This is a genomic window from Ruegeria sp. CK2, from assembly GCF_056536585.1.
This window is the reverse complement of record NZ_JBQFPW010000022.1, coordinates 1-24,027: the sequence shown is the minus strand read 5'-3', so window position 1 is coordinate 24,027 and position 24,027 is coordinate 1. Positions and strand designations below refer to the sequence as shown.

Annotated in this window: 20 protein-coding genes; 17 read left to right on the top strand and 3 right to left on the bottom strand. The window is 56.5% G+C overall.

What is annotated here, in order from left to right:
* The first annotated feature begins 2 nt into the window (after nucleotides 1-2).
* The 5 genes from ACR0BU_RS22830 (at nucleotide 3) to nusG (ending at nucleotide 3,873) form a co-directional block, all read left to right on the top strand.
* Nucleotides 3-461, top strand: coding sequence for a FixH family protein (locus ACR0BU_RS22830; protein WP_300072717.1), 459 nt, complete (start codon nucleotides 3-5; stop codon nucleotides 459-461).
* A 4-nt stretch (nucleotides 462-465) separates the two neighbouring features.
* Nucleotides 466-2,643, top strand: coding sequence for a heavy metal translocating P-type ATPase (locus ACR0BU_RS22825; RefSeq protein WP_480739198.1), 2,178 nt, complete (start codon nucleotides 466-468; stop codon nucleotides 2,641-2,643).
* Between the two features lie 5 nt (nucleotides 2,644-2,648).
* Nucleotides 2,649-2,807, top strand: a complete 159-nt coding sequence (gene ccoS / locus ACR0BU_RS22820) for a cbb3-type cytochrome oxidase assembly protein CcoS (RefSeq protein ID WP_298937807.1) — start codon at nucleotides 2,649-2,651, stop codon at nucleotides 2,805-2,807.
* 99 nt (nucleotides 2,808-2,906) lie between these two features.
* Nucleotides 2,907-3,104: a preprotein translocase subunit SecE gene (gene secE, locus ACR0BU_RS22815; protein WP_120633940.1), complete on the top strand. Its 198-nt coding sequence runs from the start codon at nucleotides 2,907-2,909 to the stop codon at nucleotides 3,102-3,104.
* A 235-nt stretch (nucleotides 3,105-3,339) separates the two neighbouring features.
* The gene (gene nusG / locus ACR0BU_RS22810; protein WP_298937808.1) at nucleotides 3,340-3,873 is read left to right on the top strand and encodes a transcription termination/antitermination protein NusG; all 534 of its coding nucleotides are present in this window, start codon (nucleotides 3,340-3,342) and stop codon (nucleotides 3,871-3,873) included.
* Between the two features lie 98 nt (nucleotides 3,874-3,971).
* Here the strand turns inward: nusG and ACR0BU_RS22805 are convergent, their stop codons facing one another.
* Nucleotides 3,972-5,195 (bottom strand): peptidoglycan-binding domain-containing protein, encoded by a 1,224-nt coding sequence (locus tag ACR0BU_RS22805; RefSeq protein WP_480739199.1) that lies wholly within the window; start codon nucleotides 5,193-5,195, stop codon nucleotides 3,972-3,974.
* Between the two features lie 383 nt (nucleotides 5,196-5,578).
* Between ACR0BU_RS22805 and rplK the strand changes: the two genes are divergently transcribed.
* The gene (gene rplK / locus ACR0BU_RS22800) at nucleotides 5,579-6,028 is read left to right on the top strand and encodes a 50S ribosomal protein L11 (RefSeq protein WP_085823307.1); all 450 of its coding nucleotides are present in this window, start codon (nucleotides 5,579-5,581) and stop codon (nucleotides 6,026-6,028) included.
* A gap of 1 nt (nucleotide 6,029) precedes the next feature.
* Nucleotides 6,030-6,728 (top strand): 50S ribosomal protein L1, encoded by a 699-nt coding sequence (gene rplA, locus ACR0BU_RS22795; RefSeq protein ID WP_480739201.1) that lies wholly within the window; start codon nucleotides 6,030-6,032, stop codon nucleotides 6,726-6,728.
* 72 nt (nucleotides 6,729-6,800) lie between these two features.
* On the opposite strand, the gene ACR0BU_RS22790 is transcribed toward rplA, so the two are convergent.
* Complete coding sequence (locus ACR0BU_RS22790; RefSeq protein ID WP_299084698.1) at nucleotides 6,801-7,628, bottom strand: aminoglycoside phosphotransferase family protein; 828 nt, start codon at nucleotides 7,626-7,628, stop codon at nucleotides 6,801-6,803.
* Nucleotides 7,629-8,191: 563 nt separating this feature from the next.
* Here ACR0BU_RS22790 and rplJ point away from each other — a divergent pair.
* From rplJ to ACR0BU_RS22760, 6 genes are all read left to right on the top strand, one after another.
* Nucleotides 8,192-8,710 (top strand): 50S ribosomal protein L10, encoded by a 519-nt coding sequence (gene rplJ / locus ACR0BU_RS22785; RefSeq protein WP_298937812.1) that lies wholly within the window; start codon nucleotides 8,192-8,194, stop codon nucleotides 8,708-8,710.
* Between the two features lie 79 nt (nucleotides 8,711-8,789).
* Nucleotides 8,790-9,164 carry a 50S ribosomal protein L7/L12 gene (rplL, locus tag ACR0BU_RS22780; RefSeq protein ID WP_170350962.1) on the top strand — a complete coding sequence of 125 codons (375 nt, stop codon included), beginning with the start codon at nucleotides 8,790-8,792 and terminating at the stop codon, nucleotides 9,162-9,164.
* 251 nt (nucleotides 9,165-9,415) lie between these two features.
* Nucleotides 9,416-13,549 (top strand): DNA-directed RNA polymerase subunit beta, encoded by a 4,134-nt coding sequence (gene rpoB, locus ACR0BU_RS22775; protein WP_300072727.1) that lies wholly within the window; start codon nucleotides 9,416-9,418, stop codon nucleotides 13,547-13,549.
* A gap of 49 nt (nucleotides 13,550-13,598) precedes the next feature.
* Nucleotides 13,599-17,840 (top strand): DNA-directed RNA polymerase subunit beta', encoded by a 4,242-nt coding sequence (gene rpoC, locus ACR0BU_RS22770; RefSeq protein WP_299084692.1) that lies wholly within the window; start codon nucleotides 13,599-13,601, stop codon nucleotides 17,838-17,840.
* 211 nt (nucleotides 17,841-18,051) lie between these two features.
* Entirely contained in the window at nucleotides 18,052-18,576 is a 525-nt protein-coding gene (locus ACR0BU_RS22765; RefSeq protein ID WP_480739203.1) for a T6SS immunity protein Tdi1 domain-containing protein, read from the top strand.
* A 265-nt stretch (nucleotides 18,577-18,841) separates the two neighbouring features.
* Nucleotides 18,842-19,711 carry a DMT family transporter gene (locus ACR0BU_RS22760; protein WP_299892783.1) on the top strand — a complete coding sequence of 290 codons (870 nt, stop codon included), beginning with the start codon at nucleotides 18,842-18,844 and terminating at the stop codon, nucleotides 19,709-19,711.
* Here ACR0BU_RS22760 and ACR0BU_RS22755 read toward each other — a convergent pair.
* Complete coding sequence (locus ACR0BU_RS22755; RefSeq protein WP_480739205.1) at nucleotides 19,696-20,502, bottom strand: putative rhamnosyl transferase; 807 nt, start codon at nucleotides 20,500-20,502, stop codon at nucleotides 19,696-19,698. The two genes, ACR0BU_RS22760 and ACR0BU_RS22755, sit on opposite strands and share 16 nt — an antisense overlap.
* 383 nt (nucleotides 20,503-20,885) lie before the next feature.
* Here ACR0BU_RS22755 and rpsL point away from each other — a divergent pair, with 383 nt between their 5' ends.
* From rpsL to ACR0BU_RS22735, 4 genes are all read left to right on the top strand, one after another.
* Complete coding sequence (gene rpsL / locus ACR0BU_RS22750; RefSeq protein WP_005621086.1) at nucleotides 20,886-21,257, top strand: 30S ribosomal protein S12; 372 nt, start codon at nucleotides 20,886-20,888, stop codon at nucleotides 21,255-21,257.
* 15 nt (nucleotides 21,258-21,272) lie between these two features.
* On the top strand, nucleotides 21,273-21,743 hold the full coding sequence (rpsG, locus tag ACR0BU_RS22745; RefSeq protein WP_113791688.1) for a 30S ribosomal protein S7: 471 nt from the start codon (nucleotides 21,273-21,275) through the stop codon (nucleotides 21,741-21,743).
* Nucleotides 21,744-21,761: 18 nt separating this feature from the next.
* Entirely contained in the window at nucleotides 21,762-23,879 is a 2,118-nt protein-coding gene (gene fusA / locus ACR0BU_RS22740; protein ID WP_298937819.1) for an elongation factor G, read from the top strand.
* Nucleotides 23,880-23,936: 57 nt separating this feature from the next.
* Nucleotides 23,937-24,027: GTP-binding protein (locus tag ACR0BU_RS22735; RefSeq protein WP_036223564.1), on the top strand; the 91-nt coding region annotated here is incomplete at its 3' end.

The following is a 24,027-nucleotide window of genomic DNA, read 5'->3' as shown; positions in this document are numbered from 1 at the left end:
TCATGGCTGAACGAAAATTCACTGGAAAGCATGCTCTTGCGGTTTTTATCGCTGCGTTTACCGTGATCATAGGTGTGAACCTAGTGCTGGCTTACAGCGCGGTCAAAACCTTTCCGGGGCTTGAGGTCAAGAACTCTTACGTGGCCAGTCAGGAGTTCAACACGCGTCTGAAAGAGCATCAGGCGCTGGGCTGGGAAATTCGGGCTGAGGCCAAAGGTGGGCTTTTGATCCTGCATATCACCGACCAAAGTGGCGCGCCGGTTCAGGTGGCCGAGCTTCAGGCTGTCGTCGGGCGTGCAACCCATGTGCGCGATGATTTCACGCCTGTTTTTTCGTTCGACGGGACAGCTTATGCCACACCCGCCACATTGGGTGAAGGAAACTGGAACGTCCGATTGGTAGCGCGTGATCGCGACGGAGCAGAGTTTGCGCAGCGCGTTCCGTTTTATGTGAAAGGCTAGGGCTGTGACAGCGCATCTTTCTTCTGGTACAGCGGCTTGTCCGGGTTGCATTGCTGCCCCGTCAGAGCCTGCGCGCCCAATTCCGGAAGATGTGCAAATTGCCCTGTCTCTGCCGGGCATTCATTGTTCGGCCTGCATTGCGACAGTTGAGCGAGAATTGAATGCCCATCCCGGGGTTGAAGATGCGCGCGTGAATCTGACGCTTAAGCGCGCCATGATCAAAGCTATACCCGAGACCTCGGCCGCTGATCTGATCCCTGTGTTGGAACGCGCAGGGTTTGAGGCGCATGAATTGGACCCCGGCGCTTTGTCAGCCACGCAGACCAACAAGGCCGGGCGCGATTTATTGATGAGGTTGGCAGTTGCCGGGTTCGCCTCAATGAATGTGATGTTGCTATCTGTCTCGGTCTGGTCTGGGGCAAGCGATGCAACGCGCGACATGTTCCATTGGATTTCGGCTGCGATTGCCTTGCCAGCGATTGCCTTTTCCGCGCAGCCATTCTTTGCCAACGCCTGGAGCGCGCTACGCGTCAGACGGCTGAATATGGATGTGCCAATTGTGTTGGCGATTCTGCTGGCGCTGGTCACATCGCTTTGGGAAACTGCGCTTAGTGGCGAGCATGCATATTTTGATGCTGCTTTGACCCTGACCTTCTTTTTGCTGGCCGGGCGCTATCTGGATTATCGCACACGGGCCGCAGCGCGATCTGCCGCTGAGGAGTTGACAGCGCTTGAGGTTCCCCGCGCCATTCGTGTCGTGGATGGGGTCGAAGAAGAAGTCGCTGTGGCCACGTTGAATTTGGGTGACCTGATCCTCGTGCGCCCCGGGGGGCGGATGCCGGTCGATGGTCAAATCGTTTCTGGCCAGTCTGAATTGGATCGCTCATTATTGACCGGTGAAACATTGCCCGTGTTTGCTGGAACCGGCCACTCGGTAAGCGCGGGCGAGGTTAACCTGACAGGGCCGCTTACGATCCGTGCGACGGCGGTGGGCGAAGATACCTCATTGCACCGCATGGCTGATCTGGTTGCCATCGCTGAATCCGGTCGGTCGCGATACACATCGCTGGCGGACAAGGCTGCCAAGCTTTACGCGCCGGGTGTTCACATCCTGTCAGCGCTCAGCTTTGTGGGCTGGTTTATCTATTCCGGTGATCTGCGAACGGCGCTGAACATCGCCGCAGCGGTTCTGATAATCACCTGCCCTTGCGCTTTGGGGCTGGCAGTACCTGCGGTCACAACTGCTGCATCGGGCCGGTTGTTTCGCAAGGGAATGCTGATCAAACATGCGACGGCGCTCGAACGATTGTCCGGAGTGGACACAGTTGTTTTTGACAAGACAGGAACGCTCACGTCAGGGACCCCTGAGCTGACAAATCTGGACGCGCATTCCCGCGAGGATCTTGAAGTGGCTCTTGCTCTGGCCGAAGCCTCGGCACATCCGCTGTCTGCAGCGTTGGCCAAAGCGGCTCGTGTGGCGGGTGTAAAACCTGCCGATCTGCGCAAGATCACCGAGATTCCCGGATACGGAACCGAAGGTGAATTGCATGGTCAGCGTGTACGCCTCGGGCGCGCCGCCTGGGTGGGTGGTGAACAAAGTGTGGCAACCACCGCCTGGTTGGTAATCGGCGACAACGCTCCGGTGGCCTTCGAATTTTCGGATGCTTTACGTCAAGGCGCGTTTGATGCGGTTCAGGCGTTTCTGTCCGCAGGCAAAGAGGTCATTCTGATCTCGGGCGACTCGCAAGGCGCGGTGAGTGCAATGGCCGACAAGCTGCGGATCGAAACGTGGATGGCTGAAGCCTTACCACGGGATAAGGCGCAACGCATTCAGGAACTCGGCAATCAAGGCCATCGCGTGCTGATGGTGGGTGACGGCCTGAACGACACCGCTGCACTTGCCGCAGCTCATGTTTCAATCTCTCCGGCATCAGCGCTGGATGCAGCCCGTGTTGCATCAGATATCGTGCTGTTGGGTAACGATCTTTCACCGATTGCAGAGGCCTGCGACACCGCTGTCAAAGCCACTCGGCGCATTCGTGAGAATTTTCAAATAGCGACCGTCTATAACGTGATCGCCGTTCCGCTTGCGGTGGCTGGTCTGGCGACGCCCTTGATCGCAGCCTTGGCGATGTCGACCTCATCGATTACGGTGTCTTTGAACGCGCTGCGGCTGAGGTGATGTGAATGGACGTTCTCGCCTATCTGATCCCGATCTCACTGTTTCTGGGCGGAGTTGGTCTGGTTGCATTTGTCTATACCGTGCGTTCAAATCAGTACGAAGATCCCGAAGGCGATGCGCGCCGGATCTTGAACGACGAATGGGACGATAAACCCAAGCCCTGATCAGCGCAGGCCCAAAACCAGAGTTGATCCAACTGCCCTTGAAATTGCCGCAATGCCCGGCTATGTCCCGCCCATCCGCTAGCAGAGAGATAACGCCAAATGGCTACCACCAACCCGATCCAGTTCATTCAGCAAGTCCGTGCCGAAGTTGCAAAGGTCGTCTGGCCCACGCGGCGCGAGGTGCTGTTGACCACGGTCATGGTGTTCATCATGGCAGCTTTAACGGCCGTGTTCTTCGCGCTGGTTGATCTGGGTATTCGTGGTGGTCTGCAGCTGATCCTGACCTCCTTCGGATAAGGCGGATCTTTCGGGGCCAAAACGCTGCTGAAATTGCAATGCAATTGCCTCTGCCCTCTTGCACAGTGCGCGATGTCAGAGTAGGTGACGCGGTACCTTTTGGGATAGGCGTGCGGCGATTCGGACTGCGCGCCGCTTTTTATTCCGAACGACGCGGTGGCTCCGCGACAGGATATTAATTCAGGCTGTGTCCGAAAATGTGATGCGGTCTAATGCAAACAAGGACGACAGGTTCATGGCGAAACGGTGGTACTCGGTCAGCGTTCTTTCGAATTTCGAAAAGAAGATCGCAGAGCAGATCCGCACGTCGGTGGCTGAACAGGGCCTTGAGGACGATATCGACGAAGTGCTGGTGCCCACCGAAGAGGTGATTGAAGTGCGCCGGGGCAAGAAAGTCACGACTGAACGCCGCTTCATGCCTGGTTACGTGTTGGTGCATATGGAAATGTCCGATCAGGGCTATCACTTGGTTAACTCGATAAACCGTGTCACCGGGTTTCTTGGGCCGCAAGGTCGCCCGATGCCGATGCGCGACGCCGAGGTCAACCAGATCCTCAATCGCGTTCAGGAAGGTGAAGACGCACCCAAGCTGATGATCACCTTCGAGGTTGGCGAGAAGGTCAAGGTCAACGACGGCCCGTTCGAGGATTTTGACGGCATGGTCGAAGGCGTGGACGACGACGCTCAGAAGCTGAAAGTTTCGGTCTCGATCTTTGGTCGGGAGACTCCTGTCGAGCTGGACTTTACGCAGGTCACTAAACAGAGCTAAGCACGTTTCTCGCGAAATTTGAAACGCCGCGATGCAACAGGCAACGCGGCGTTTTTTGTTTGGGCCCTACAGCGGTCGATACCGTTTTGCGTATAGCCTCATTGCGCCTGAATCATAGCCGCGCGCAAGAGTTGCGGGCGGTCGGTTTGCGACGGTAAGAAGACAGCTTGCGATCCGGCGTCCAGTGCCGAAAGGCTCGAATCATACCATTGCATCGCAAGATCCCGGCGTTCCTGAACGCCGAAGCCTTCACGCAGGTGATGCCCAACCAGCTCTCCATAGGCGGGTTCACCCATTGCAACAAGCATCAGCGCAGAGCCAACCGCGGCATCCATGTTGTCCTGACGGTAGCCCATCGCCAGACAAACCTTGCTCGTTGCGGCAAGATCTTCGGGACTAAGCCCGGAGTCCAGTGCAAGCTTACGTATCTGGGTTTCAGCCTCTGTTTTTGAGCTGATGGACAGAGCGTCAACTTGTGGTGCCAACATCTCACCATAAGAGTCACATTGCGCGGCCACCTGATCCGGCGTCAGCCCCTGGATGTCCTGCATGAGATCTTCGCCACGCGCCATCGCGTAACTACGGGCAAGGCAGAACTGCTCGCTGAGTGCGAAATCAGGATCAGACATGTTCGACAAAGTCGTGTAGCCACCATTGGTCGAGGTTTGCAGCATTACCCCGCTGCAGCGATTGGCCAGCGACGGGCCCCCGGTACCGCCAGAAAACAGGCTCGGAAGGCTCGCGGTTGTCGTTTCAGCGGTGTTTGTCTCGGGCTCGGCTGCTTGGGGCTTGATAACCGGGATAGCTTGAGCCGGAGCCTGAGGCGCCGCTGCCAAAGAAGAACCTGTTTGAACTTGACGGCGGTACTCCATCAGAAGCGGTTGGCCCGAGAGTTGAGTGGCGGCCTGTCCGCCGCTCGTTGCCCAGTAATAGGCCTGCTGCAGGAAGTCATACTGATAAGGCTGAAAGTCATAGCCACTTACAGGATAGCCCATTGATGCCTGGTAGCGCTCGATTGCTGTGCGGGTGCCGCGACCAACCTGACCATCGACCCGACCAGCATTGTAGCCGAAGTAATTCAGGGCCGTCTGAGTCTGCGCACCTTGTGTGGTCGAGGGTATACCCTGCCGGTAGGTACGGGTGGTTCTTGTTGCTGTCCGGGCCTGCTTCTTTTTCTGCTGGTCCCTGCCGATCGCGTAGCCTATGACGCCGCCAACGACAGCACCGCCCAGGATTTCGCCAGCGTCAGCCCGCGCGGTCTGCGGGGCAGTCGCGGTAAGAGACAGCGCGACCCCTAGCGTTACAATGAAACGAATGATCATAATTAACCTCCACCAAAAAAATATCCAATCTCGCAGAGTATAGCACAGCCGCCAGTATTGTCGTGTTACGTGCGCGAAAATCCTGGTTGGGGACTGCATATCTAAATTTTTTACTGTATTAATGGTTTCTTAGCGGCGTTCACAAACACATGCGCAATGGTCCGCATTCCGTGAGCCGGTGACAATCCGCTCAGCGTTCGATTCGATGTTATCGGATTGGGTCGCCGACCACTTGCCAACCCCAACGATCCCCTGTAGACGCCGCCTCTATCGTCTTTGGGCGAGATTCTCTCGTGGGAGATTGCTGGGATCGCGATCCCGGATCGGACCGCGCAACATAAACCGGGTGGGACGCGTCCCACCTACGTTGAAAGGAAAACCAAATGGCCAAGAAGCTTGCTGGTACAATGAAACTGCAGGTTCCTGCAGGTCAGGCGAACCCGTCGCCGCCAGTTGGTCCGGCGCTGGGTCAGCGCGGCATCAACATCATGGAATTCTGCAAGGCGTTCAACGCCAAGACCGCAGACATGGAGCAGGGCGCACCTTGCCCGACCGTAATCACCTATTATCAGGACAAGTCCTTCACCATGGACATCAAGACGCCGCCTGCGTCTTATTACCTGAAAAAAGCAGCTGGCCTGAAGCCGGTTGGCAAGCGTAACCGCCCTCGTGGCGCGGAAAACCCAGGTCGTGAGACCGTGGCATCCGTGACCTCGAAGCAGGTGCGTGAAATCGCCGAAGCCAAAATGAAAGATCTGAACGCCAACGACGTCGAAGGCGCAATGCAGATCATCCTGGGCTCGGCCCGCTCTATGGGCATCGAGGTGAAGTAAGATGGCAAAACTCGGTAAACGTACGCGCACTGCGCGCGAAGCATTCGCTGGCAAGGCAGATCTGTCGGTCGAAGAAGCGGTTGCACTGGTCAAAGCCCATGCAACTTCGAAGTTTGACGAAACCGTCGAGATTGCTCTGAACCTGGGCGTTGACACCCGTCACGCAGACCAGATGGTTCGTGGCGTTGTTGGCCTGCCCAATGGCACCGGTAAAGCGATGCGCGTCGCTGTGTTCGCTCGCGGCCCCAAGGCTGACGAAGCAAAAGAAGCTGGCGCCGATATCGTTGGTGCAGAGGATCTGATGGAAACCGTTCAGGGTGGCACGATCGAATTCGATCGCTGCATCGCGACCCCGGACATGATGCCCGTTGTTGGCCGTCTGGGTAAAGTTCTGGGCCCCCGCAACCTGATGCCAAACCCTAAAGTTGGCACCGTAACCATGGACGTGAAAGCGGCCGTGGAAGCAGCCAAGGGTGGCGAGGTTCAGTTCAAAGCTGAAAAAGGTGGCGTTGTGCACGCCGGTGTTGGCAAAGCGTCGTTCGACGAAGCCAAGCTGGTCGAAAACGTCCGCGCCTTTATCTCGGCCGTGGCCAAAGCCAAACCCGCAGGTGCCAAGGGCACCTACATGAAGAAAATCGCGCTGAGCTCGACCATGGGCCCTGGCGTGACTTTGGACGTGGCGACGGCTTCGGGCGAGTAAGCCCTAGCTTTTAGCTGTGACAGAATTAGGCCCGGGCGGCGTGAGCTGCCCGGGTTTTTCTTTTCAGGGGGTCTATCGAAACGCCTGCTTCAGTCGAATTCCCAGCCGTGTACGCATGTGGTCCTCGAAATCACTGCACTTATGGTCTGGTTGGCACAGGCGCAGCCAGTCCTTCAGCAGTCGTCCTCGGATACAGAAATCCAGAATTTCGATGTTGATCGGGTGGCGGTACAGCCGAAAGAACATCTCTTTGTTGCGTTTGAGGATGCCGCTGCGGTCCACATCGGCGCCAGCGCCGTCCCGAAAGATATCGGATTTCAGGAAATCGACGATGTCGTAAACTGCCAGTTTGTCGCGCGCTTCGGTGAAGTCCAGCCCGATCGTTTGGCCCTGTCCCACGATCAGATTGAGGCCGTGAAAATCGCCATGCGAAAAAACCCGAATATCTGAAACGCCCTTTAGACGTTCAGCTTCGGCGAGCATGGTGTTGACCATCCGCTGGCTTTCTTCTGCAAGCTCCAAAGGCAGGGATTGGAACAGATCCTGAACGCTGTCGGTCATCCATTTTGGTCGAAACGCGTAGTCCTCAGCTGGGCGAAATCTGTGCAGATCATTGAGCCATGATCCTGCGCGGCGAAAAACCTGCGCAACCTGATCGTCATCTTTGCTGTTGTAGATCAGGTCAACCGCCGTAGGCCGGTCGATGAATTCGGTGACGAAAAAGGCGCCTCCGGGCGAGATGTAAATGGGGTGCACAACCTGCGACGTCTTGTTGCCGTCAAAATGGGTGGAAAGCTTCGTCAGCAGATCAAATTCGTCGTTAAGCCGCCCAGAGGCAGGAGACTCGGTATCGATCTTCAACGCATAGGTTCGCGTACCCGACTGAACTTTTAGAACCATCCTGGAGTTTGGAAAGCCGTGAGACCTGTAGAAACACTCGAATCGTGGCGTGTCATCAGCCGGGAGCTGACGCGAAAACTCGCCCACGAATTTAGATGCTAAGGCCTGTTCGCTTTCAGTGAGGTTGAACATTTCGGTTGGAAACTACATATCCCGGATCAGACTACCAGTACCGCTCGACTGGACCTGAGCCGGTAACCAGTGTCAATGGGTCCAAACCAAGAGGTGTTTATGATGCGCGTGGGCCCTTGGTGGCGAAGCCCGGCTGAAAGACACGGTCGGGCCAATTTACCCCTTGGAAACCCCGTGCGTCTGCCCTAAAGAGAGCTGCGGAGTAAAGCGTGCGATTCGTCGTGCGCTTTATTTTGTTTCGTCCAAGACGGTGGGTGGGTCCATCTGGCCCCTTAATTCCCTGCCTGAGACGGGTAAGACCAAAGAATTTCGAGGGTCCCACCCTCGGGCGAATTTTGGCTCAATCCCGTAACAACGGACCTGAACGCCGGGGCGTAAGCCGCGGCAAATATGAGCCGGGGTGAGATTTCACCCCAAACTTGGAGAGAACTGTGGATAGAGCCCAGAAAGAGAAAGTGGTCGAGGAACTCGGCCAAATCTTCGAAAGCTCTGGCGTCGTAGTGGTTTCGCACTACGCCGGTCTGACAGTTGCCGAGATGCAGGACCTTCGCGCACGTGCTCGTGACGCCGGTGGCTCCGTGCGTGTTGCCAAGAACAGGCTCGCCAAAATCGCCCTCGATGGAAAGCCATGTGAAAGCATTGCTGACCTGCTGACGGGTATGACCGTTCTGACCTATTCCGAGGACCCTGTGGCAGCAGCCAAAGTGGCCGAGGACTTCGCCAAGGAGAACCAAAAGTTCGAAATCCTTGGCGGTGCAATGGGCGAGAACGCTCTGGACCGCAAAGGCGTTGAAGCCGTTTCGAAAATGCCGTCTCGCGAGGAGCTTATCGCTTCGATCGTGGGCTGCATTGGCGCACCTGCTTCGAACATCGCCGGCGCGATTGGCGCACCTGCAAGCAACATCGCAAGCATCCTTTCCACCATCGAAGAGAAGGCGGAAGCTGCGTAAGCGGTTGGCACTGAATGATCTGCGTAGGGCATATGTCCTGACGTTGGAACACACACTGTAAACGGAAAGAGCTGATACAATGGCTGATCTGAAAGCACTCGCAGAAAGCATCGTGGGTCTGACCCTGCTGGAAGCACAAGAACTGAAAACCATCCTCAAAGACGAATACGGCATCGAGCCCGCAGCTGGCGGCGCCGTAATGGTTGCAGCAGGCGGCGACGCCGGTGGCGCAGCCGAGGAAGAAAAAACCGAATTCGACGTCGTTCTGAAGAACGCCGGCGCTTCGAAAATCAACGTGATCAAAGAAGTTCGCGGCATCACCGGTCTTGGCCTGAAAGAAGCCAAAGAGCTGGTCGAAGCTGGCGGCAAGATCAAAGAAGCTGTGTCGAAAGACGAAGCCGAAGAGATCAAAGGCAAGCTAGAAGCAGCTGGCGCCGAGGTCGAACTGGCCTAAGTCAGTCTTTTGGTGTGTCGCTGATGCACCGGAAATTTGGCTGGATCCGGAGAAATCCGGGTCCAGCCGAACCTGTCTTAGAAAGGACCTCTGACACAGGAGGTGTTTTCTAAGACGCGGTTCGCGGATCGGGAGGCCACCATTCGGGACGGTGGCCACGAATTGATCCGGACGTGTCGTCTCTAATGTGCAAGGCGCCGGGGCCCGACGGTGTCTTAGCCCGCTGAGAACATCGAAAGGTGACATCTGACATGGCTCAATCGTTCCTTGGCCAGAAACGTCTTCGGAAATACTACGGCAAAATCCGCGAAGTGCTGGAGATGCCGAACCTCATTGAGGTCCAGAAATCTTCTTATGATCTATTCCTGCGCTCCGGCGATGCAGAGCAGCCCGCAGACGGCGAAGGCATCAAAGGCGTGTTCCAGTCGGTTTTCCCGATCAAGGATTTCAACGAAACCTCCGTTCTGGAGTTTGTGAAATACGATCTGGAAAAACCCAAATACGACGTCGAAGAGTGCATGCAGCGCGACATGACCTACAGCGCGCCGCTGAAGGTCACTCTGCGTCTGATCGTGTTCGATGTCGATGAAGATACCGGCGCCAAGTCGGTCAAAGATATCAAGGAACAGGACGTGTTCATGGGCGATATGCCCCTGATGACGCCAAACGGGACATTTGTTGTGAACGGCACTGAGCGAGTGATCGTATCCCAGATGCACCGTTCGCCCGGTGTGTTCTTCGATCATGACAAAGGCAAGACCCACTCCTCGGGTAAGCTTCTGTTTGCCTGCCGCATCATCCCGTATCGCGGCAGCTGGCTGGACTTTGAGTTTGACGCCAAAGACATCGTCTTCGCCCGTATCGACCGTCGCCGCAAGTTGCCTGTGACAACCCTGCTTTATGCGCTGGGTCTGGATCAGGAAGCGATCATGGACGCCTATTACGATACGGTGTCCTACAAGCTGGACAAGAAGAAGGGCTGGGTCACGCCGTTCTTCCCCGATCGTGTACGTGGCACGCGCCCGACCTATGATCTGGTTGATGCGAAATCCGGTGAGGTGATTGCAGAAGCAGGCAAGAAAGTTACACCGCGCGCTGTCAAGAAGCTGATCGAAGAGGGCACTGTCACCAACTTGCTGGTGCCGTTCGATCATATCGTTGGTAAGTTTGTCGCCAAAGACATCATTAATGAAGAAACCGGCGCCATCTATGTCGAAGCCGGTGATGAGTTGACGCTGGAGTATGACAAAGACGGCGATCTGATCGGTGGTTCTGCGAAGGAACTGATCGATGCGGGCGTCACCGACATCCCGGTTCTGGATATCGATAATGTCAATGTCGGTCCCTACATGCGCAACACCATGGCCGCAGACAAGAACATGGGCCGTGACACCGCGCTGATGGACATCTATCGCGTGATGCGTCCGGGCGAGCCGCCCACCGTCGAAGCGGCCTCGGCCCTCTTTGAAACGCTGTTCTTCGACAGCGAGCGCTATGACCTGTCCGCCGTTGGCCGTGTAAAGATGAACATGCGTCTGGCTCTGGATGCGCCCGATACACTGCGCACCCTGCGCCGAGAAGACATCGTGGCCTGCATCAAGGCGCTGGTTGAGCTGCGTGACGGCAAAGGTGACATCGACGATATCGACCACCTCGGCAACCGTCGTGTGCGTTCGGTCGGCGAACTGATGGAGAACCAGTACCGCGTTGGCCTGCTGCGCATGGAGCGCGCGATCAAGGAACGCATGTCGTCGGTCGAAATCGACACCGTCATGCCGCAAGACCTGATCAACGCGAAACCGGCTGCTGCTGCTGTTCGCGAATTCTTCGGCTCGTCGCAGCTGTCGCAGTTCATGGACCAGACTAACCCACTGTCCGAAGTCACCCACAAACGCCGCCTCTCGGCGCTTGGCCCCGGTGGTCTGACACGTGAACGTGCGGGCTTTGAGGTGCGCGACGTACACCCGACCCACTATGGCCGGATGTGCCCGATTGAAACGCCGGAAGGCCCGAACATCGGTCTGATCAACTCGCTGGCCACCTTTGCCCGCGTGAACAAGTATGGCTTCATCGAAACACCGTACCGCGTCGTCAAAGACGCCGAGGTGACCGATGAGGTTCACTACATGTCCGCGACCGAGGAAATGCGACACACTGTGGCGCAGGCGAACGCGACACTGGATGCGGATGGCAAGTTCATTAACGATCTGGTTTCGACCCGTCAGTCCGGTGACTACACCCTTGCCCCGCGCGAGAATGTGGACCTGATCGACGTCAGCCCGAAACAGTTGGTATCGGTTGCTGCATCGCTGATCCCGTTCCTTGAAAATGACGACGCCAACCGCGCCCTGATGGGTTCGAACATGCAACGTCAGGCGGTTCCGCTGCTGCGGGCCGAGGCGCCGCTGGTCGGCACCGGTATCGAGGAAAAGGTTGCCATCGACTCGGGCGCTGCGATTCAGGCGAAACGTGCCGGCATCATCGACCAGGTTGACGCCCAGCGTATCGTTATTCGTGCTACCGAAGATCTGGAACTGGGCGATGCTGGCGTTGACATCTATCGTCTGCGCAAATTCCAGCGTTCGAACCAGAACACCTGCATTAACCAGCGTCCGCTGGTCAAGGTGGGTGATATGGTTGGCAAGGGCGAAGTGGTTGCCGACGGTCCGTCCACCGACATCGGTGAACTGGCCCTTGGTAAAAACGTGGTCGTCGCGTTCATGCCGTGGAACGGTTACAATTACGAAGACTCGATCTTGATCTCGGAACGTATCGCGCGCGATGACGTCTTTACCTCGGTCCATATCGAGGAGTTCGAAGTCGCCGCCCGTGACACCAAGCTGGGTCCGGAAGAGATCACCCGCGACATCCCGAACGTCGGTGAAGAAGCGCTGCGCAACCTCGACGAGGCTGGCATCGTATACATCGGTGCGGATGTTGAACCGGGCGATATTCTGGTTGGCAAGATCACTCCGAAGGGCGAAAGCCCAATGACCCCGGAAGAAAAGCTGCTGCGCGCCATCTTTGGTGAAAAAGCATCTGACGTGCGCGACACCTCGCTGCGCGTGAAGCCGGGCGATTATGGTACGGTCGTTGAGGTTCGCGTCTTCAACCGTCACGGTGTGGAAAAAGACGAGCGTGCGCTGCAGATCGAGCGTGAGGAAGTCGAACGTCTGGCCCGTGACCGGGACGACGAGCTGGCGATCCTTGACCGCAACATCTATGCGCGTCTGCAAGGTCTGATCCTGGGTAAAACTGCTGTCAAAGGCCCGAAAGGCGTCAAGCCCGGCTCGGTGATCACCGAGGACCTGCTTGAAATGCTGACCCGTGGTCAGTGGTGGCAGCTGGCCCTGGAAGACGAGAAGGACGCGCAGATCGTAGAGGCTCTGAACGAGCAGTACGAAGTGCTCAAGCGCGCTCTGGATGCCCGTTTCGAAGACAAGGTCGAGAAAGTCCGTCGTGGCGACGACCTGCCGCCGGGTGTGATGAAGATGGTCAAAGTCTTCATCGCCGTGAAGCGTAAGCTGCAGCCGGGCGACAAGATGGCCGGTCGTCACGGGAACAAAGGTGTGATCTCCAAGGTTGTTCCGATGGAAGACATGCCGTTCCTGGCCGATGGTACGCCGGTTGACTTCTGTCTGAACCCGCTGGGTGTGCCTTCGCGTATGAACGTTGGTCAGATCCTTGAAACCCACATGGGTTGGGCCGCACGCGGCCTGGGTTTGAACATCGACGAGGCACTGGGTGAATACCGCCGTTCCGGCGACCTGACCCCGGTTCGCGAAGCGATGAAGCTGGCCTATGGCGAGAATGTCTATGAAGAAGGCATTGCCGGCATGGACGAAGGTCACCTGATCGAGGCGGCGGGCAATGTGACTCGTGGTGTTCCGATCGCGACCCCGGTCTTTGACGGTGCCAAAGAGGCTGACGTCAACGATGCGCTGGTGCGTGCGGGCTTCTCGGAAAGCGGTCAGTCGGTTCTGTTCGACGGTCGTACGGGTGAGCAATTTGCGCGTCCTGTGACCGTTGGCATCAAGTACCTGCTGAAACTGCACCACCTTGTGGATGACAAAATCCACGCGCGTTCGACCGGGCCGTACAGCCTGGTTACCCAGCAGCCGCTGGGTGGTAAGGCGCAGTTCGGTGGTCAGCGCTTTGGTGAGATGGAAGTCTGGGCTCTGGAAGCTTACGGCGCCGCCTACACCCTGCAGGAGATGCTCACCGTGAAATCGGATGACGTCGCCGGCCGGACCAAGGTCTATGAGTCGATCGTCAAGGGCGAGGATAACTTTGAAGCGGGCGTACCGGAATCGTTCAACGTTCTGGTTAAAGAAGTCCGTGGCCTCGGCCTGAATATGGAACTCCTGGATGCGGAGGAAGAGTAGGGGCGGCAACGCCCCACACTCATCCCATCCCAATTTGTAAGGACGCAAAATGAACCAGGAAATCACCAACAACCCGTTCAACCCGCTGACGCCGCCGAAAGTCTTTGACGAGATCAAAGTCTCCCTGGCGTCGCCCGAGCGGATTCTGTCTTGGTCCTATGGCGAGATCAAGAAACCCGAAACCATCAACTACCGGACGTTCAAGCCCGAACGTGACGGTCTGTTCTGCGCGCGTATCTTTGGCCCGATCAAAGATTACGAATGTCTGTGCGGCAAATATAAGCGGATGAAGTATCGCGGCGTTGTCTGCGAGAAATGCGGTGTGGAAGTTACCCTCCAGAAAGTCCGCCGCGAGCGTATGGGTCACATCGAACTGGCCGCGCCTGTCGCACACATCTGGTTCCTGAAATCGCTGCCGTCCCGCATCGGTCTGATGCTGGACATGACGTTGCGCGATCTGGAACGTGTTCTGTACTTTGAAAACTATGTCGTCATCGAGCCCGGTCTGACTGACCTGTCCTATGGCCAGATGCTGAACGAAGAAGAGTATATGGATGCGCAGGATGCCTATGGCATGGACGCGTTCACCGCGAACATCGGTGCCGAAGCCATCCGTGAGATGCTGGCCCAGATCGATCTGGAAGCCGAAGCCGAACAGCTGCGCGCTGATCTGGCCGAAGCAACCGGTGAACTGAAGCCCAAGAAGATCATCAAACGTCTGAAGGTTGTTGAATCTTTCCTCGAGTCGGGCAACCGTCCCGAGTGGATGGTGATGACCGTGATTCCGGTCATTCCGCCGGAACTGCGTCCGCTGGTTCCGCTGGATGGTGGCCGTTTCGCGACTTCGGATCTGAACGATCTGTATCGCCGCGTCATCAACCGGAACAACCGTCTGAAGCGTCTGATCGAACTGCGCGCACCTGACATCATCGTCCGCAACGAAAAGCGGATGTTGCAGGAATCGGTGGATGCTCTGTTCGACAACGGTCGTCGCGGCCGCGTAATCACCGGTGCCAACAAGCGCCCGCTGAAATCGCTGTCCGACATGCTGAAGGGTAAGCAAGGTCGCTTCCGTCAGAACCTTCTGGGGAAACGCGTCGACTTCTCGGGCCGTTCTGTCATCGTGACTGGTCCGGAGCTTAAGCTGCACCAGTGTGGTCTGCCCAAGAAGATGGCGCTGGAACTGTTCAAGCCGTTCATCTACTCGCGCCTCGAAGCCAAGGGTCTGTCTTCGACCGTTAAACAGGCGAAGAAACTGGTCGAGAAAGAGCGTCCCGAAGTGTGGGATATCCTCGACGAGGTGATCCGCGAACACCCTGTCATGCTGAACCGTGCGCCGACATTGCACCGTCTTGGCATTCAGGCGTTCGAGCCGGTCTTGATCGAAGGGAAAGCGATTCAGCTGCACCCGCTGGTCTGTTCGGCCTTCAACGCCGACTTCGACGGTGACCAGATGGCCGTTCACGTCCCGCTGAGCCTTGAGGCCCAGCTGGAAGCGCGCGTTCTGATGATGTCGACCAACAATGTTCTGTCGCCAGCAAACGGCGCGCCGATCATTGTTCCTTCGCAGGATATGATCCTGGGTCTGTACTATGTGACGCTGGAACGTGAAGGCATGATCGGCGAAGGCAAGGTCTTTGGTTCGATCGAAGAAGTTCAGCATGCGCTGGACGCCGGTGAAGTGCATCTGCACACCAAAATCACCGCGCGGATCACGCAGATCGACGAGGAAGGCAACGAAGTTCAGAAGCGTTTCGAGACCACTCCGGGCCGTTTGCGTCTGGGGGCTCTGCTGCCGCTGAACAACAAGGCGCCGTTCGAACTGGTCAACCGCTTGCTGCGGAAGAAAGAAGTGCAACAGGTGATCGACACTGTCTACCGGTACTGCGGTCAGAAAGAGTCGGTGATCTTCTGCGACCAGATCATGTCGATGGGCTTCAAAGAGGCGTTCAAGGCCGGTATCTCATTCGGCAAGGACGACATGGTGATCCCGGGCGACAAGTGGGGCATCGTTGATGAAACCCGCGGTCAGGTGAAAGACTTTGAACAGCAGTACATGGACGGCCTGATCACTCAGGGCGAAAAGTACAACAAAGTTGTCGATGCCTGGTCGAAGTGTAACGACCGCGTCACTGATGCGATGATGGGCACGATCTCGTCTTCGGATCGGGCAGAGGACGGGTCCGAACAGGAACCGAACTCGGTCTACATGATGGCGCACTCCGGTGCGCGTGGCTCGGTCACTCAGATGAAGCAGCTGGGCGGGATGCGCGGCCTGATGGCAAAGCCGAATGGCGACATCATTGAAACGCCGATCATCTCGAACTTCAAGGAAGGTCTGACCGTTCTTGAATACTTCAACTCGACCCACGGTGCCCGTAAGGGTCTGTCGGATACCGCTCTGAAGACGGCGAACTCGGGTTACCTGACCCGTCGTCTGGTGGACGTCGCCCAGGACTGCATCGTTCGCGAGATCGACTGTGGTACCGAGCGTGCGATCACGGCTGAGGCTGCGGTCAATGACGGTGAGGTTGTTTCCTCGCTGGCCGAGCGTGTGCTGGGGCGTGTCTCTGCCGACGATGTTCTGCGTCCGGGTACGGATGAAGTTCTGGTTGCCGCTGGTCAACTGATCGACGAACGTATGGCGGATACCATTGACGAAGCTGGTGTTGCATCCATGCGCATCCGCTCGCCTCTGACCTGTGAGTCGGAAGAGGGCGTCTGCGCCACTTGCTATGGTCGTGACCTAGCGCGTGGTACACGGGTTAACACCGGTGAAGCGGTGGGCATCATCGCCGCCCAATCCATTGGTGAACCTGGCACACAGCTGACGATGCGGACCTTCCACATCGGCGGTGTTGCCCAGGGGGGACAGCAGTCCTTCCAGGAAGCCAGCCAGGACGGTGTCGTTTCGTTCGAGAACCCGCAGCTTTTGGTCAATTCAGCAGGTGAAAGCCTGGTGATGGGCCGGAACATGAAGCTGGTGATCAGCGACGAACATGGCGAAGAGCGTGCCAGCCACAAGCTGGGCTACGGTTCGAAGCTGTTCGTTAAAGATGGCGCCAAGGTGGCTCGTGGCGACAAGCTGTACGAATGGGATCCCTACACCCTGCCAATCATCGCCGAGAAAGCCGGTACCGCGAAGTATGTCGACCTTGTTTCGGGCATCGCTGTCCGGGATGAGACCGACGATGCAACCGGTATGACCCAGAAGATCGTGATCGACTGGCGCGCCGCCCCCAAAGGCAGCGACTTGAAGCCCGAGATCATTCTGGTTGGCGAAGATGGCGAGCCAGTCCGCAACGATGCGGGCAACCCGGTTCACTATCCGATGTCGGTGGATGCGATCCTGTCGATCGAAGACGGTCAGCAGATCGAAGCTGGTGAAGTTGTGGCGCGTATCCCGCGTGAAGGTGCCAAAACCAAGGACATCACCGGTGGTCTGCCGCGTGTGGCTGAACTGTTCGAAGCCCGTCGTCCGAAAGATCACGCAATCATCGCAGAAGCCGATGGTTATGTGCGCTTTGGCCGCGACTACAAGAACAAGCGCCGCATCAGCATTGAGCCGGCGGACGAGTCGATGGAAACGATCGAGTATATGGTGCCCAAGGGCAAACATATCCCGGTCGCGGAGGGCGACTTTATCCAGAAGGGTGAATACCTGATGGACGGCAACCCGGCCCCGCATGACATCCTGTCCATCATGGGTGTCGAAGCGCTGGCGGATTACATGATCGACGAAGTGCAGGATGTTTATCGCCTTCAGGGCGTGAAGATCAACGACAAGCACATCGAGGTTATCGTGCGCCAGATGCTGCAGAAGTGGGAGATCCTGGATTCAGGCGACACCACCCTGTTGAAAGGCGAACATGTCGACAAGCAAGAGTTTGACGCAGCCAACGAGAAGACACTCTCGCGTGGTGGTCGTCCGGCTCAGGGCGAACCGATCCTGCTGGGGATTACCAAAGCCTCGCTGCAGACACGTTCGTTCATCTCTGCGGCGTCGTTCCAGGAAACCACCCGCGTTCTGACCGAGGCTTCGGTTCAGGGTAAGAAAGACAAGCTGGTTGGCCTGAAAGAGAACGTCATCGTTGGTCGTCTGATCCCTGCCGGGACCGGTGGTGCCACCCAAAGTGTCCAGCGCGTAGCTCAGTCACGCGATAACGTGGTGATCGAAGCTCGCAGGGAAGAGGCTGAAGCCGCCGCTGCTCTGGCTGCGCCGGTCATGGATGACGACATGGTCGGAGACGAGCTGGACGTTCTGGTGGAAACACCAGAAAGCCGCGAGTAAAGGCAATCTGATACCAAATGATGAGGCCCCGCGATGTCGCGGGGCCTTTTTTTGCTAACTATCAAACCGCGCGGTTCCTACTTCGCTGCAACAGCCGCTCCACAGCTCTGCTTTGAGCCCTTAGCAACTACAACTTAACATGTTAGCGTGAATACAATTTTTACGACGAAAGAAAAAACACTGCCCTTGTCTAAAAGAAAAAACACTGCCCTTGTCTAAATGGAAGAAAACGAAGCAGCTTGAAGGTGCGTACAGGCTTTATCGTCCTGAAGACGTTGCACGTTTCACTCGCTGTATTTCCGATGTGTTTCCAAAGCTTGATGGTCGGTTCGAGAGCTTCGGCGCAGATTGGATGGGTCGTCAATTTGCCTTGGATCATAGCCGAACTGAAATCGGCCAACCCGAGGTTGCACTACTCGACCCTGCCACTGTCGAGATATTCGAAATACCATGTGGGTACTCAGACTTCCACAATGTGGAGATGGTTCAATTTCCCAACGAAACAATTGAATACGAGAGGTATAAAGAATGGCTGTCTTCCGGCGGAAAACAACCGTCCTACGGAGAATGCGTGTGCCACAAAGTATCTCTTTTCTTAGGTGGCAAAGATGACTTTGCCAATCTGGAAATCACAGACCTAGAGGTCTATTGGGGCATTACAGGGCAAATTGTAGCGCAGGTTCGAGACCTTCCAGACGGGACAAAAATCAACCGTGTTGATATCTCGGAAGCATGATCCCTAGGGACGCTAACTTGAGCCGCAACTTTGTCCGCGATGCCGACTTTGAGCAAATACAGCATTTGCTGCATCACATCGTTGTTTTCTCGGATAATACACATTTTGGCTAACCGTTTTCGGTTTCACCGAAAAGACCCGCGAACGATTGCCAATTTTCACCTCGAGCACGGTTAAAATCCACTTTGCTTGAGCTCCAGGAGATTGACATCTCTCCAGCTTGTAAGACCAATGCATCGACACCGTTACTTCGGACCCATTCGCCATGACACCAAACACAAAGGGCGCGCTGCTGATGATGGGCAGTATGGCGGCCTTTACCTTGAATGACACGTTGGTGAAAGCTGCTCTGCAGGACCTGCCTCTTTTTCAGCTGGTCGCAATCCGAGGGGTTCTGGCGGTTATCCTTGTTTATTTGCTGGCCCGATCCCTTGGCGCGCTGCACCTGAATTTTCCGCACCATGATAAGTGGCTGATCGCACTGCGTTGTCTTGCCGAGCTCTCGGCGACGTTCTTTTTCCTGACCGCTCTGAAGAACATGCCTTTGGCTAATGTAACGGCTGTTCTTCAGGCGCTGCCCTTGACGGTCACTTTAGGTGCCGCGTTGCTTTTCTCGGAACATATCGGTTGGCGTCGCGCCTTGGCGATTGCACTCGGGTTTGCAGGGATGCTGCTGATCGTCAGGCCTGGCCCGGCCGGGTTCAGCGTGTATTCGGTTTACGCACTCATCGCGGTTGCCTCGGTGACGGCACGGGATTTGATCACGCGTCGCATGTCGACCGACGTACCTTCTATGGTCGTCACGCTGGCGACGTCCGCATCAATTGCGCTGGCCGCGGCGGTTGCTTCGGTGCTCGAAGGGTGGGTTCCGGTTTCGGTCGCGACGGGATCGTTGGTTGCTGCGGCGGCCGTGTTCGTTTTGATGGGGTACTTGTTCAGCGTCATGGTTATGCGCCAGGGTGACGTCGGGTTCGTGGCCCCGTTCCGATACTCTAGCTTGATCTGGGCGCTGGGTTTGGGCTGGGCCGTATTTGGCGAATGGCCTGACAACTTGACGATGCTGGGCGCTGTACTGATAGTGGGAGCTGGTTTGTTCACCTTGCTGCGGGGACGGTCACGTCAACCGGCCGAGTGAATCTTCCTGACCGTGTTTTCATCGATGGCAAAGCGCGCAACAAATTCGTTTTCGGCTTCAGACGACAAAAGTGGCAATTCTCGGGTGTCATTGCGTGCCTGATGGGAGTCGTTGAAACTGTTCAAGGCTCGCACCCACATTGGGGCGTCCGGAAAGCTGACCACGGGCATGAAGCGACCGATCCTGTTGTGCGTGAAGCTCATGATCGTTTGTGAGCACTTCCCCGCAACGTACATGCCCAAACCCACGCCAAGAAGTGAGTTAAAGATCGGTTTTGCCCGCACACCGTCTGGCCCGAACCGGGCAAGAAACCCATTGTTAAAGTCGATGCCCACGGTTCTGTTGCGCTCGATCACCCCACGACTGTCGTGGGCGGCAATACGCAGTCTTTCGACGAAGTCGACTGAAACGGCGTCATCGTCGTCATGGCGGAATTGAAGACATGGCTTGTCCGGGTCCTTTCGGGATGAATTCAGCACCTCTTTCATCACCGTGCGATGTTGGGCGGGTTCCCGTCCGAGTATCCGGATTTGTCTGATATCAGCGGTCAAATCCATTAACCGTTCATAGCGCTCTTTCGGAAGGCAATTTCCGATCACAATCAGAAATTCGAAATCTTCGTCGGTCTGTTCCCGAATACAGGGCAAAGTAGAGGATTCGAACAAGCGAAACCGCTCGTTCAGTCGTGCGGGACTGTACAAATAGCGCCGCCGCTCATCGATGGTTTCATGTTGGATTTGGTAGCCGCCAATCGCGGGATAGGAAAAGCGGCAGAGGCCGATGACTTGCATGATTTATCCACTGGCAGATCAATGCGCTGACTATGCCGATGTCATAGGTGGGCTGCAACCAACCAGGGCGCTGGAAACTTAAGACCTGCTTTGATAAATCAGTGCAATCAAGCTGGCAGGGTGTGCTGTTGACACTTCGGCCGACTCCCCCTATACGCGCGTCATCTCGGTACCGGGGGCCGCCCCATAACCGATTCCAGTAATGAACTGGTCAAGGCCCGGACACTTTTATCGTTCGCGCCCTCTGATAACAAACCGCGACGTTCACCTCGGAATGGGAACGCTCGCGGGTTTTGCGCTTGTGGACGCATAAGTGCAGCGAATTTAACCGCACGCATCGCGCGTGCATGTCATGTGTGTTGCAAAACGGGGATATAACCGGAATGCCAACGATCCAACAGCTGATCCGCAAGCCGCGGCAGCCGAAAGTAAAACGCTCGAAGTCCATGCACCTGGAGCAGTGCCCGCAGAAACGCGGCGTCTGCACACGTGTTTATACGACCACACCGAAAAAGCCGAACTCGGCGATGCGTAAGGTTGCCAAAGTGCGCCTGACCAACGGGTTCGAGGTCATCTCGTACATCCCCGGTGAAAGCCACAACCTGCAGGAACACTCGGTTGTTTTGATTCGCGGCGGCCGTGTAAAAGACCTTCCCGGTGTCCGTTACCACATCCTGCGCGGTGTTCTGGATACCCAGGGCGTCAAAGACCGTAAACAACGTCGTTCGAAATACGGCGCGAAGCGTCCCAAATAAGAAGGAGAGGCTGATATGTCACGTCGTCACGCCGCCGAAAAACGCGAAGTCCTGCCTGACGCCAAATTTGGCGACAAGGTCCTGACAAAATTCATGAACAACCTGATGATCGACGGTAAAAAGTCGGTTGCAGAGCGCATCGTCTACAACGCATTTGATCGCGTTGAAGGCAAGATTAAGCGCGCACCTGTCGAAGTGTTCCACGAAGCGCTCGACAACATCAAACCATCGGTCGAGGTTCGCTCGCGTCGGGTTGGTGGTGCAACCTATCAGGTTCCGGTCGAAGTGCGCCCCGAGCGCCGCGAAGCACTGGCCATCCGCTGGCTGATCACTGCTGCGCGTGGCCGCAACGAAAACACCATGGAAGAACGCCTCGCCGGCGAACTGATGGACGCCGTACAGTCCCGCGGTACCGCTGTGAAGAAGCGCGAAGACACCCACAAGATGGCCGAGGCGAACAAAGCCTTCAGCCACTACCGTTGGTAATTCCAGAGGCTTATCAAAATGGCACGCGATTATACACTCGATCATTACCGTAACTTCGGTATCATGGCGCATATCGATGCAGGTAAAACCACTTGCTCGGAGCGTATCCTGTATTACACCGGCAAATCCCACAACATTGGTGAGGTGCACGACGGTGCCGCCACCATGGACTGGATGGAGCAGGAGCAGGAACGCGGCATCACCATCACTTCGGCTGCGACCACCACCTTCTGGGAACGCACCGAAGACGGCGAAACCGCTGACTCGCCCAAGCACCGCCTAAACATCATCGACACCCCCGGCCACGTCGACTTCACCATTGAAGTTGAGCGTTCGCTGGCGGTTCTTGACGGTGCGGTTTGTGTTCTTGACGCAAACGCCGGTGTTGAGCCCCAGACCGAAACCGTGTGGCGTCAGGCTGACCGCTACAAGGTTCCGCGTATGGTGTTCGTCAACAAGATGGACAAGATCGGCGCCGACTTCTTCAACTGTGTTCGCATGATCGAAGACCGTACCGGCGCACGTGCTGTTCCGGTTGGTATTCCGATCGGCGCAGAGACCGAGCTGGAAGGCCTGGTTGATCTGGTCACTATGGAAGAGTGGCTGTGGCAGGGCGAAGACCTGGGCGCAAGCTGGGTCAAAGCACCGATCCGTGACAGCCTGAAGGACATGGCTGACGAATGGCGCGGTAAAATGATCGAAGCGGCCGTCGAAATGGACGACGACGCGATGATGGAGTATCTGGAAGGCAATGAGCCCGACGTTCCAACCCTGCGCGCCCTGCTGCGCAAAGGCACATTGGAAATCGCGTTTGTTCCGGTTCTGGGTGGCTCCGCGTTCAAGAACAAAGGTGTTCAACCGCTGCTGAACGCTGTGATTGACTATCTGCCCAGCCCGCTGGACGTTGTTGATTACATGGGCTTCAAGCCGGGCGACGAAGACGAAGTTCGTGACATTCCGCGTCGTGCGGATGATGACATGGCGTTTTCGGGTCTCGCGTTCAAAATCATGAACGACCCCTTCGTTGGCTCTCTGACGTTCACCCGGATCTATTCGGGCACCATGCAGAAGGGCGACTCGATCCTGAACTCGACCAAAGGTAAGAAAGAGCGCATCGGTCGTATGATGATGATGCACTCCAACAACCGGGAAGAGATCGAAGAAGCGTTCGCAGGCGATATCATCGCGCTGGCGGGTCTGAAAGACACGACAACCGGTGACACCCTGTGTGATGCGAAGGATCCGGTGGTTCTGGAAACCATGACCTTCCCCGATCCGGTGATCGAGATCGCGGTCGAGCCCAAAACCAAGGGCGACCAAGAGAAGATGTCCCAGGGTCTGGCCCGTCTGGCCGCAGAAGACCCGTCCTTCCGCGTGGAAACTGACATGGAATCCGGTCAGACCATTATGAAGGGCATGGGCGAACTTCACCTGGACATCCTGGTGGACCGTCTGAAGCGCGAGTTCAAGGTCGAGGCCAATATCGGTGCGCCGCAGGTGGCCTATCGTGAGACCATCGGTCACGAAGCGGAAATCGTTTACACCCATAAGAAACAGTCGGGTGGATCGGGTCAGTTTGCTGAAGTGAAAATGATCATCACACCAACAGAGCCGGGCGAAGGGTATTCCTTCGAATCTCGCGTTGTCGGTGGTTCGGTGCCCAAGGAGTACATTCCGGGCGTTGAAAAAGGGATCAGATCCGTCATGGATAGCGGCCCGCTGGCTGGCTTCCCTGTGATCGATTTCAAAGTAGCGCTGATCGAGGGTAAGTACCACGACGTGGACTCTTCTGTTCTGGCCTTTGAAATTGCCGCACGTATGGGTATGCGCGAAGGCATGCGCAAAGCTGGCGCGAAACTGCTGGAACCGATCATGAAGGTCGAAGTGATCACCCCGGAAGAATACACCGGCGGGATCATTGGTGACCTGACATCGCGTCGGGGCCAGGTGTCTGGACAAGAACCCCGCGGCAACGCCATCGCTATCGACGCGAACGTTCCGCTGGCCAACATGTTCGGCTACATCAACACTCTGCGTTCGATGTCGTCGGGCCGTGCTCAGTTCACCATGCAGTTCTCGCATTACGATCCGGTTCCGCAGAACATCTCGGACGAGATTCAGGCGAAATATGCATAAGCGAAATCAGGGAAGGGGCGTTCGACCTCTTCCCTTTCTCAATGACAGGAGGCCATCATGGCAAAGGAAAAGTTTGAGCGTAATAAGCCGCACGTCAACATTGGAACGATTGGCCACGTTGACCACGGCAAGACCACGCTGACCGCAG

Bases quoted from the DNA above. Each gene is read 5' to 3' on its own strand.
- rplA (WP_480739201.1), top strand. From the start codon at position 6,030: ATGGCAAAACTCGGTAAACGTACGCGCACTGCGCGCGAAGCATTCGCT.
- rpsG (WP_113791688.1), top strand. From the start codon at position 21,273: ATGTCACGTCGTCACGCCGCCGAAAAACGCGAAGTCCTGCCTGACGCC.
- rpoC (WP_299084692.1), top strand. From the start codon at position 13,599: ATGAACCAGGAAATCACCAACAACCCGTTCAACCCGCTGACGCCGCCG.
- ACR0BU_RS22830 (WP_300072717.1), top strand. From the start codon at position 3: ATGGCTGAACGAAAATTCACTGGAAAGCATGCTCTTGCGGTTTTTATC.
- ACR0BU_RS22790 (WP_299084698.1), bottom strand. From the start codon at position 7,628: ATGGTTCTAAAAGTTCAGTCGGGTACGCGAACCTATGCGTTGAAGATC.
- ACR0BU_RS22755 (WP_480739205.1), bottom strand. From the start codon at position 20,502: ATGCAAGTCATCGGCCTCTGCCGCTTTTCCTATCCCGCGATTGGCGGC.
- rpsL (WP_005621086.1), top strand. From the start codon at position 20,886: ATGCCAACGATCCAACAGCTGATCCGCAAGCCGCGGCAGCCGAAAGTA.
- nusG (WP_298937808.1), top strand. From the start codon at position 3,340: ATGGCGAAACGGTGGTACTCGGTCAGCGTTCTTTCGAATTTCGAAAAG.
- ACR0BU_RS22805 (WP_480739199.1), bottom strand. From the start codon at position 5,195: ATGATCATTCGTTTCATTGTAACGCTAGGGGTCGCGCTGTCTCTTACC.
- rplL (WP_170350962.1), top strand. From the start codon at position 8,790: ATGGCTGATCTGAAAGCACTCGCAGAAAGCATCGTGGGTCTGACCCTG.
- ccoS (WP_298937807.1), top strand. From the start codon at position 2,649: ATGGACGTTCTCGCCTATCTGATCCCGATCTCACTGTTTCTGGGCGGA.
- rpoB (WP_300072727.1), top strand. From the start codon at position 9,416: ATGGCTCAATCGTTCCTTGGCCAGAAACGTCTTCGGAAATACTACGGC.
- ACR0BU_RS22760 (WP_299892783.1), top strand. From the start codon at position 18,842: ATGACACCAAACACAAAGGGCGCGCTGCTGATGATGGGCAGTATGGCG.
- rplK (WP_085823307.1), top strand. From the start codon at position 5,579: ATGGCCAAGAAGCTTGCTGGTACAATGAAACTGCAGGTTCCTGCAGGT.
- secE (WP_120633940.1), top strand. From the start codon at position 2,907: ATGGCTACCACCAACCCGATCCAGTTCATTCAGCAAGTCCGTGCCGAA.
- fusA (WP_298937819.1), top strand. From the start codon at position 21,762: ATGGCACGCGATTATACACTCGATCATTACCGTAACTTCGGTATCATG.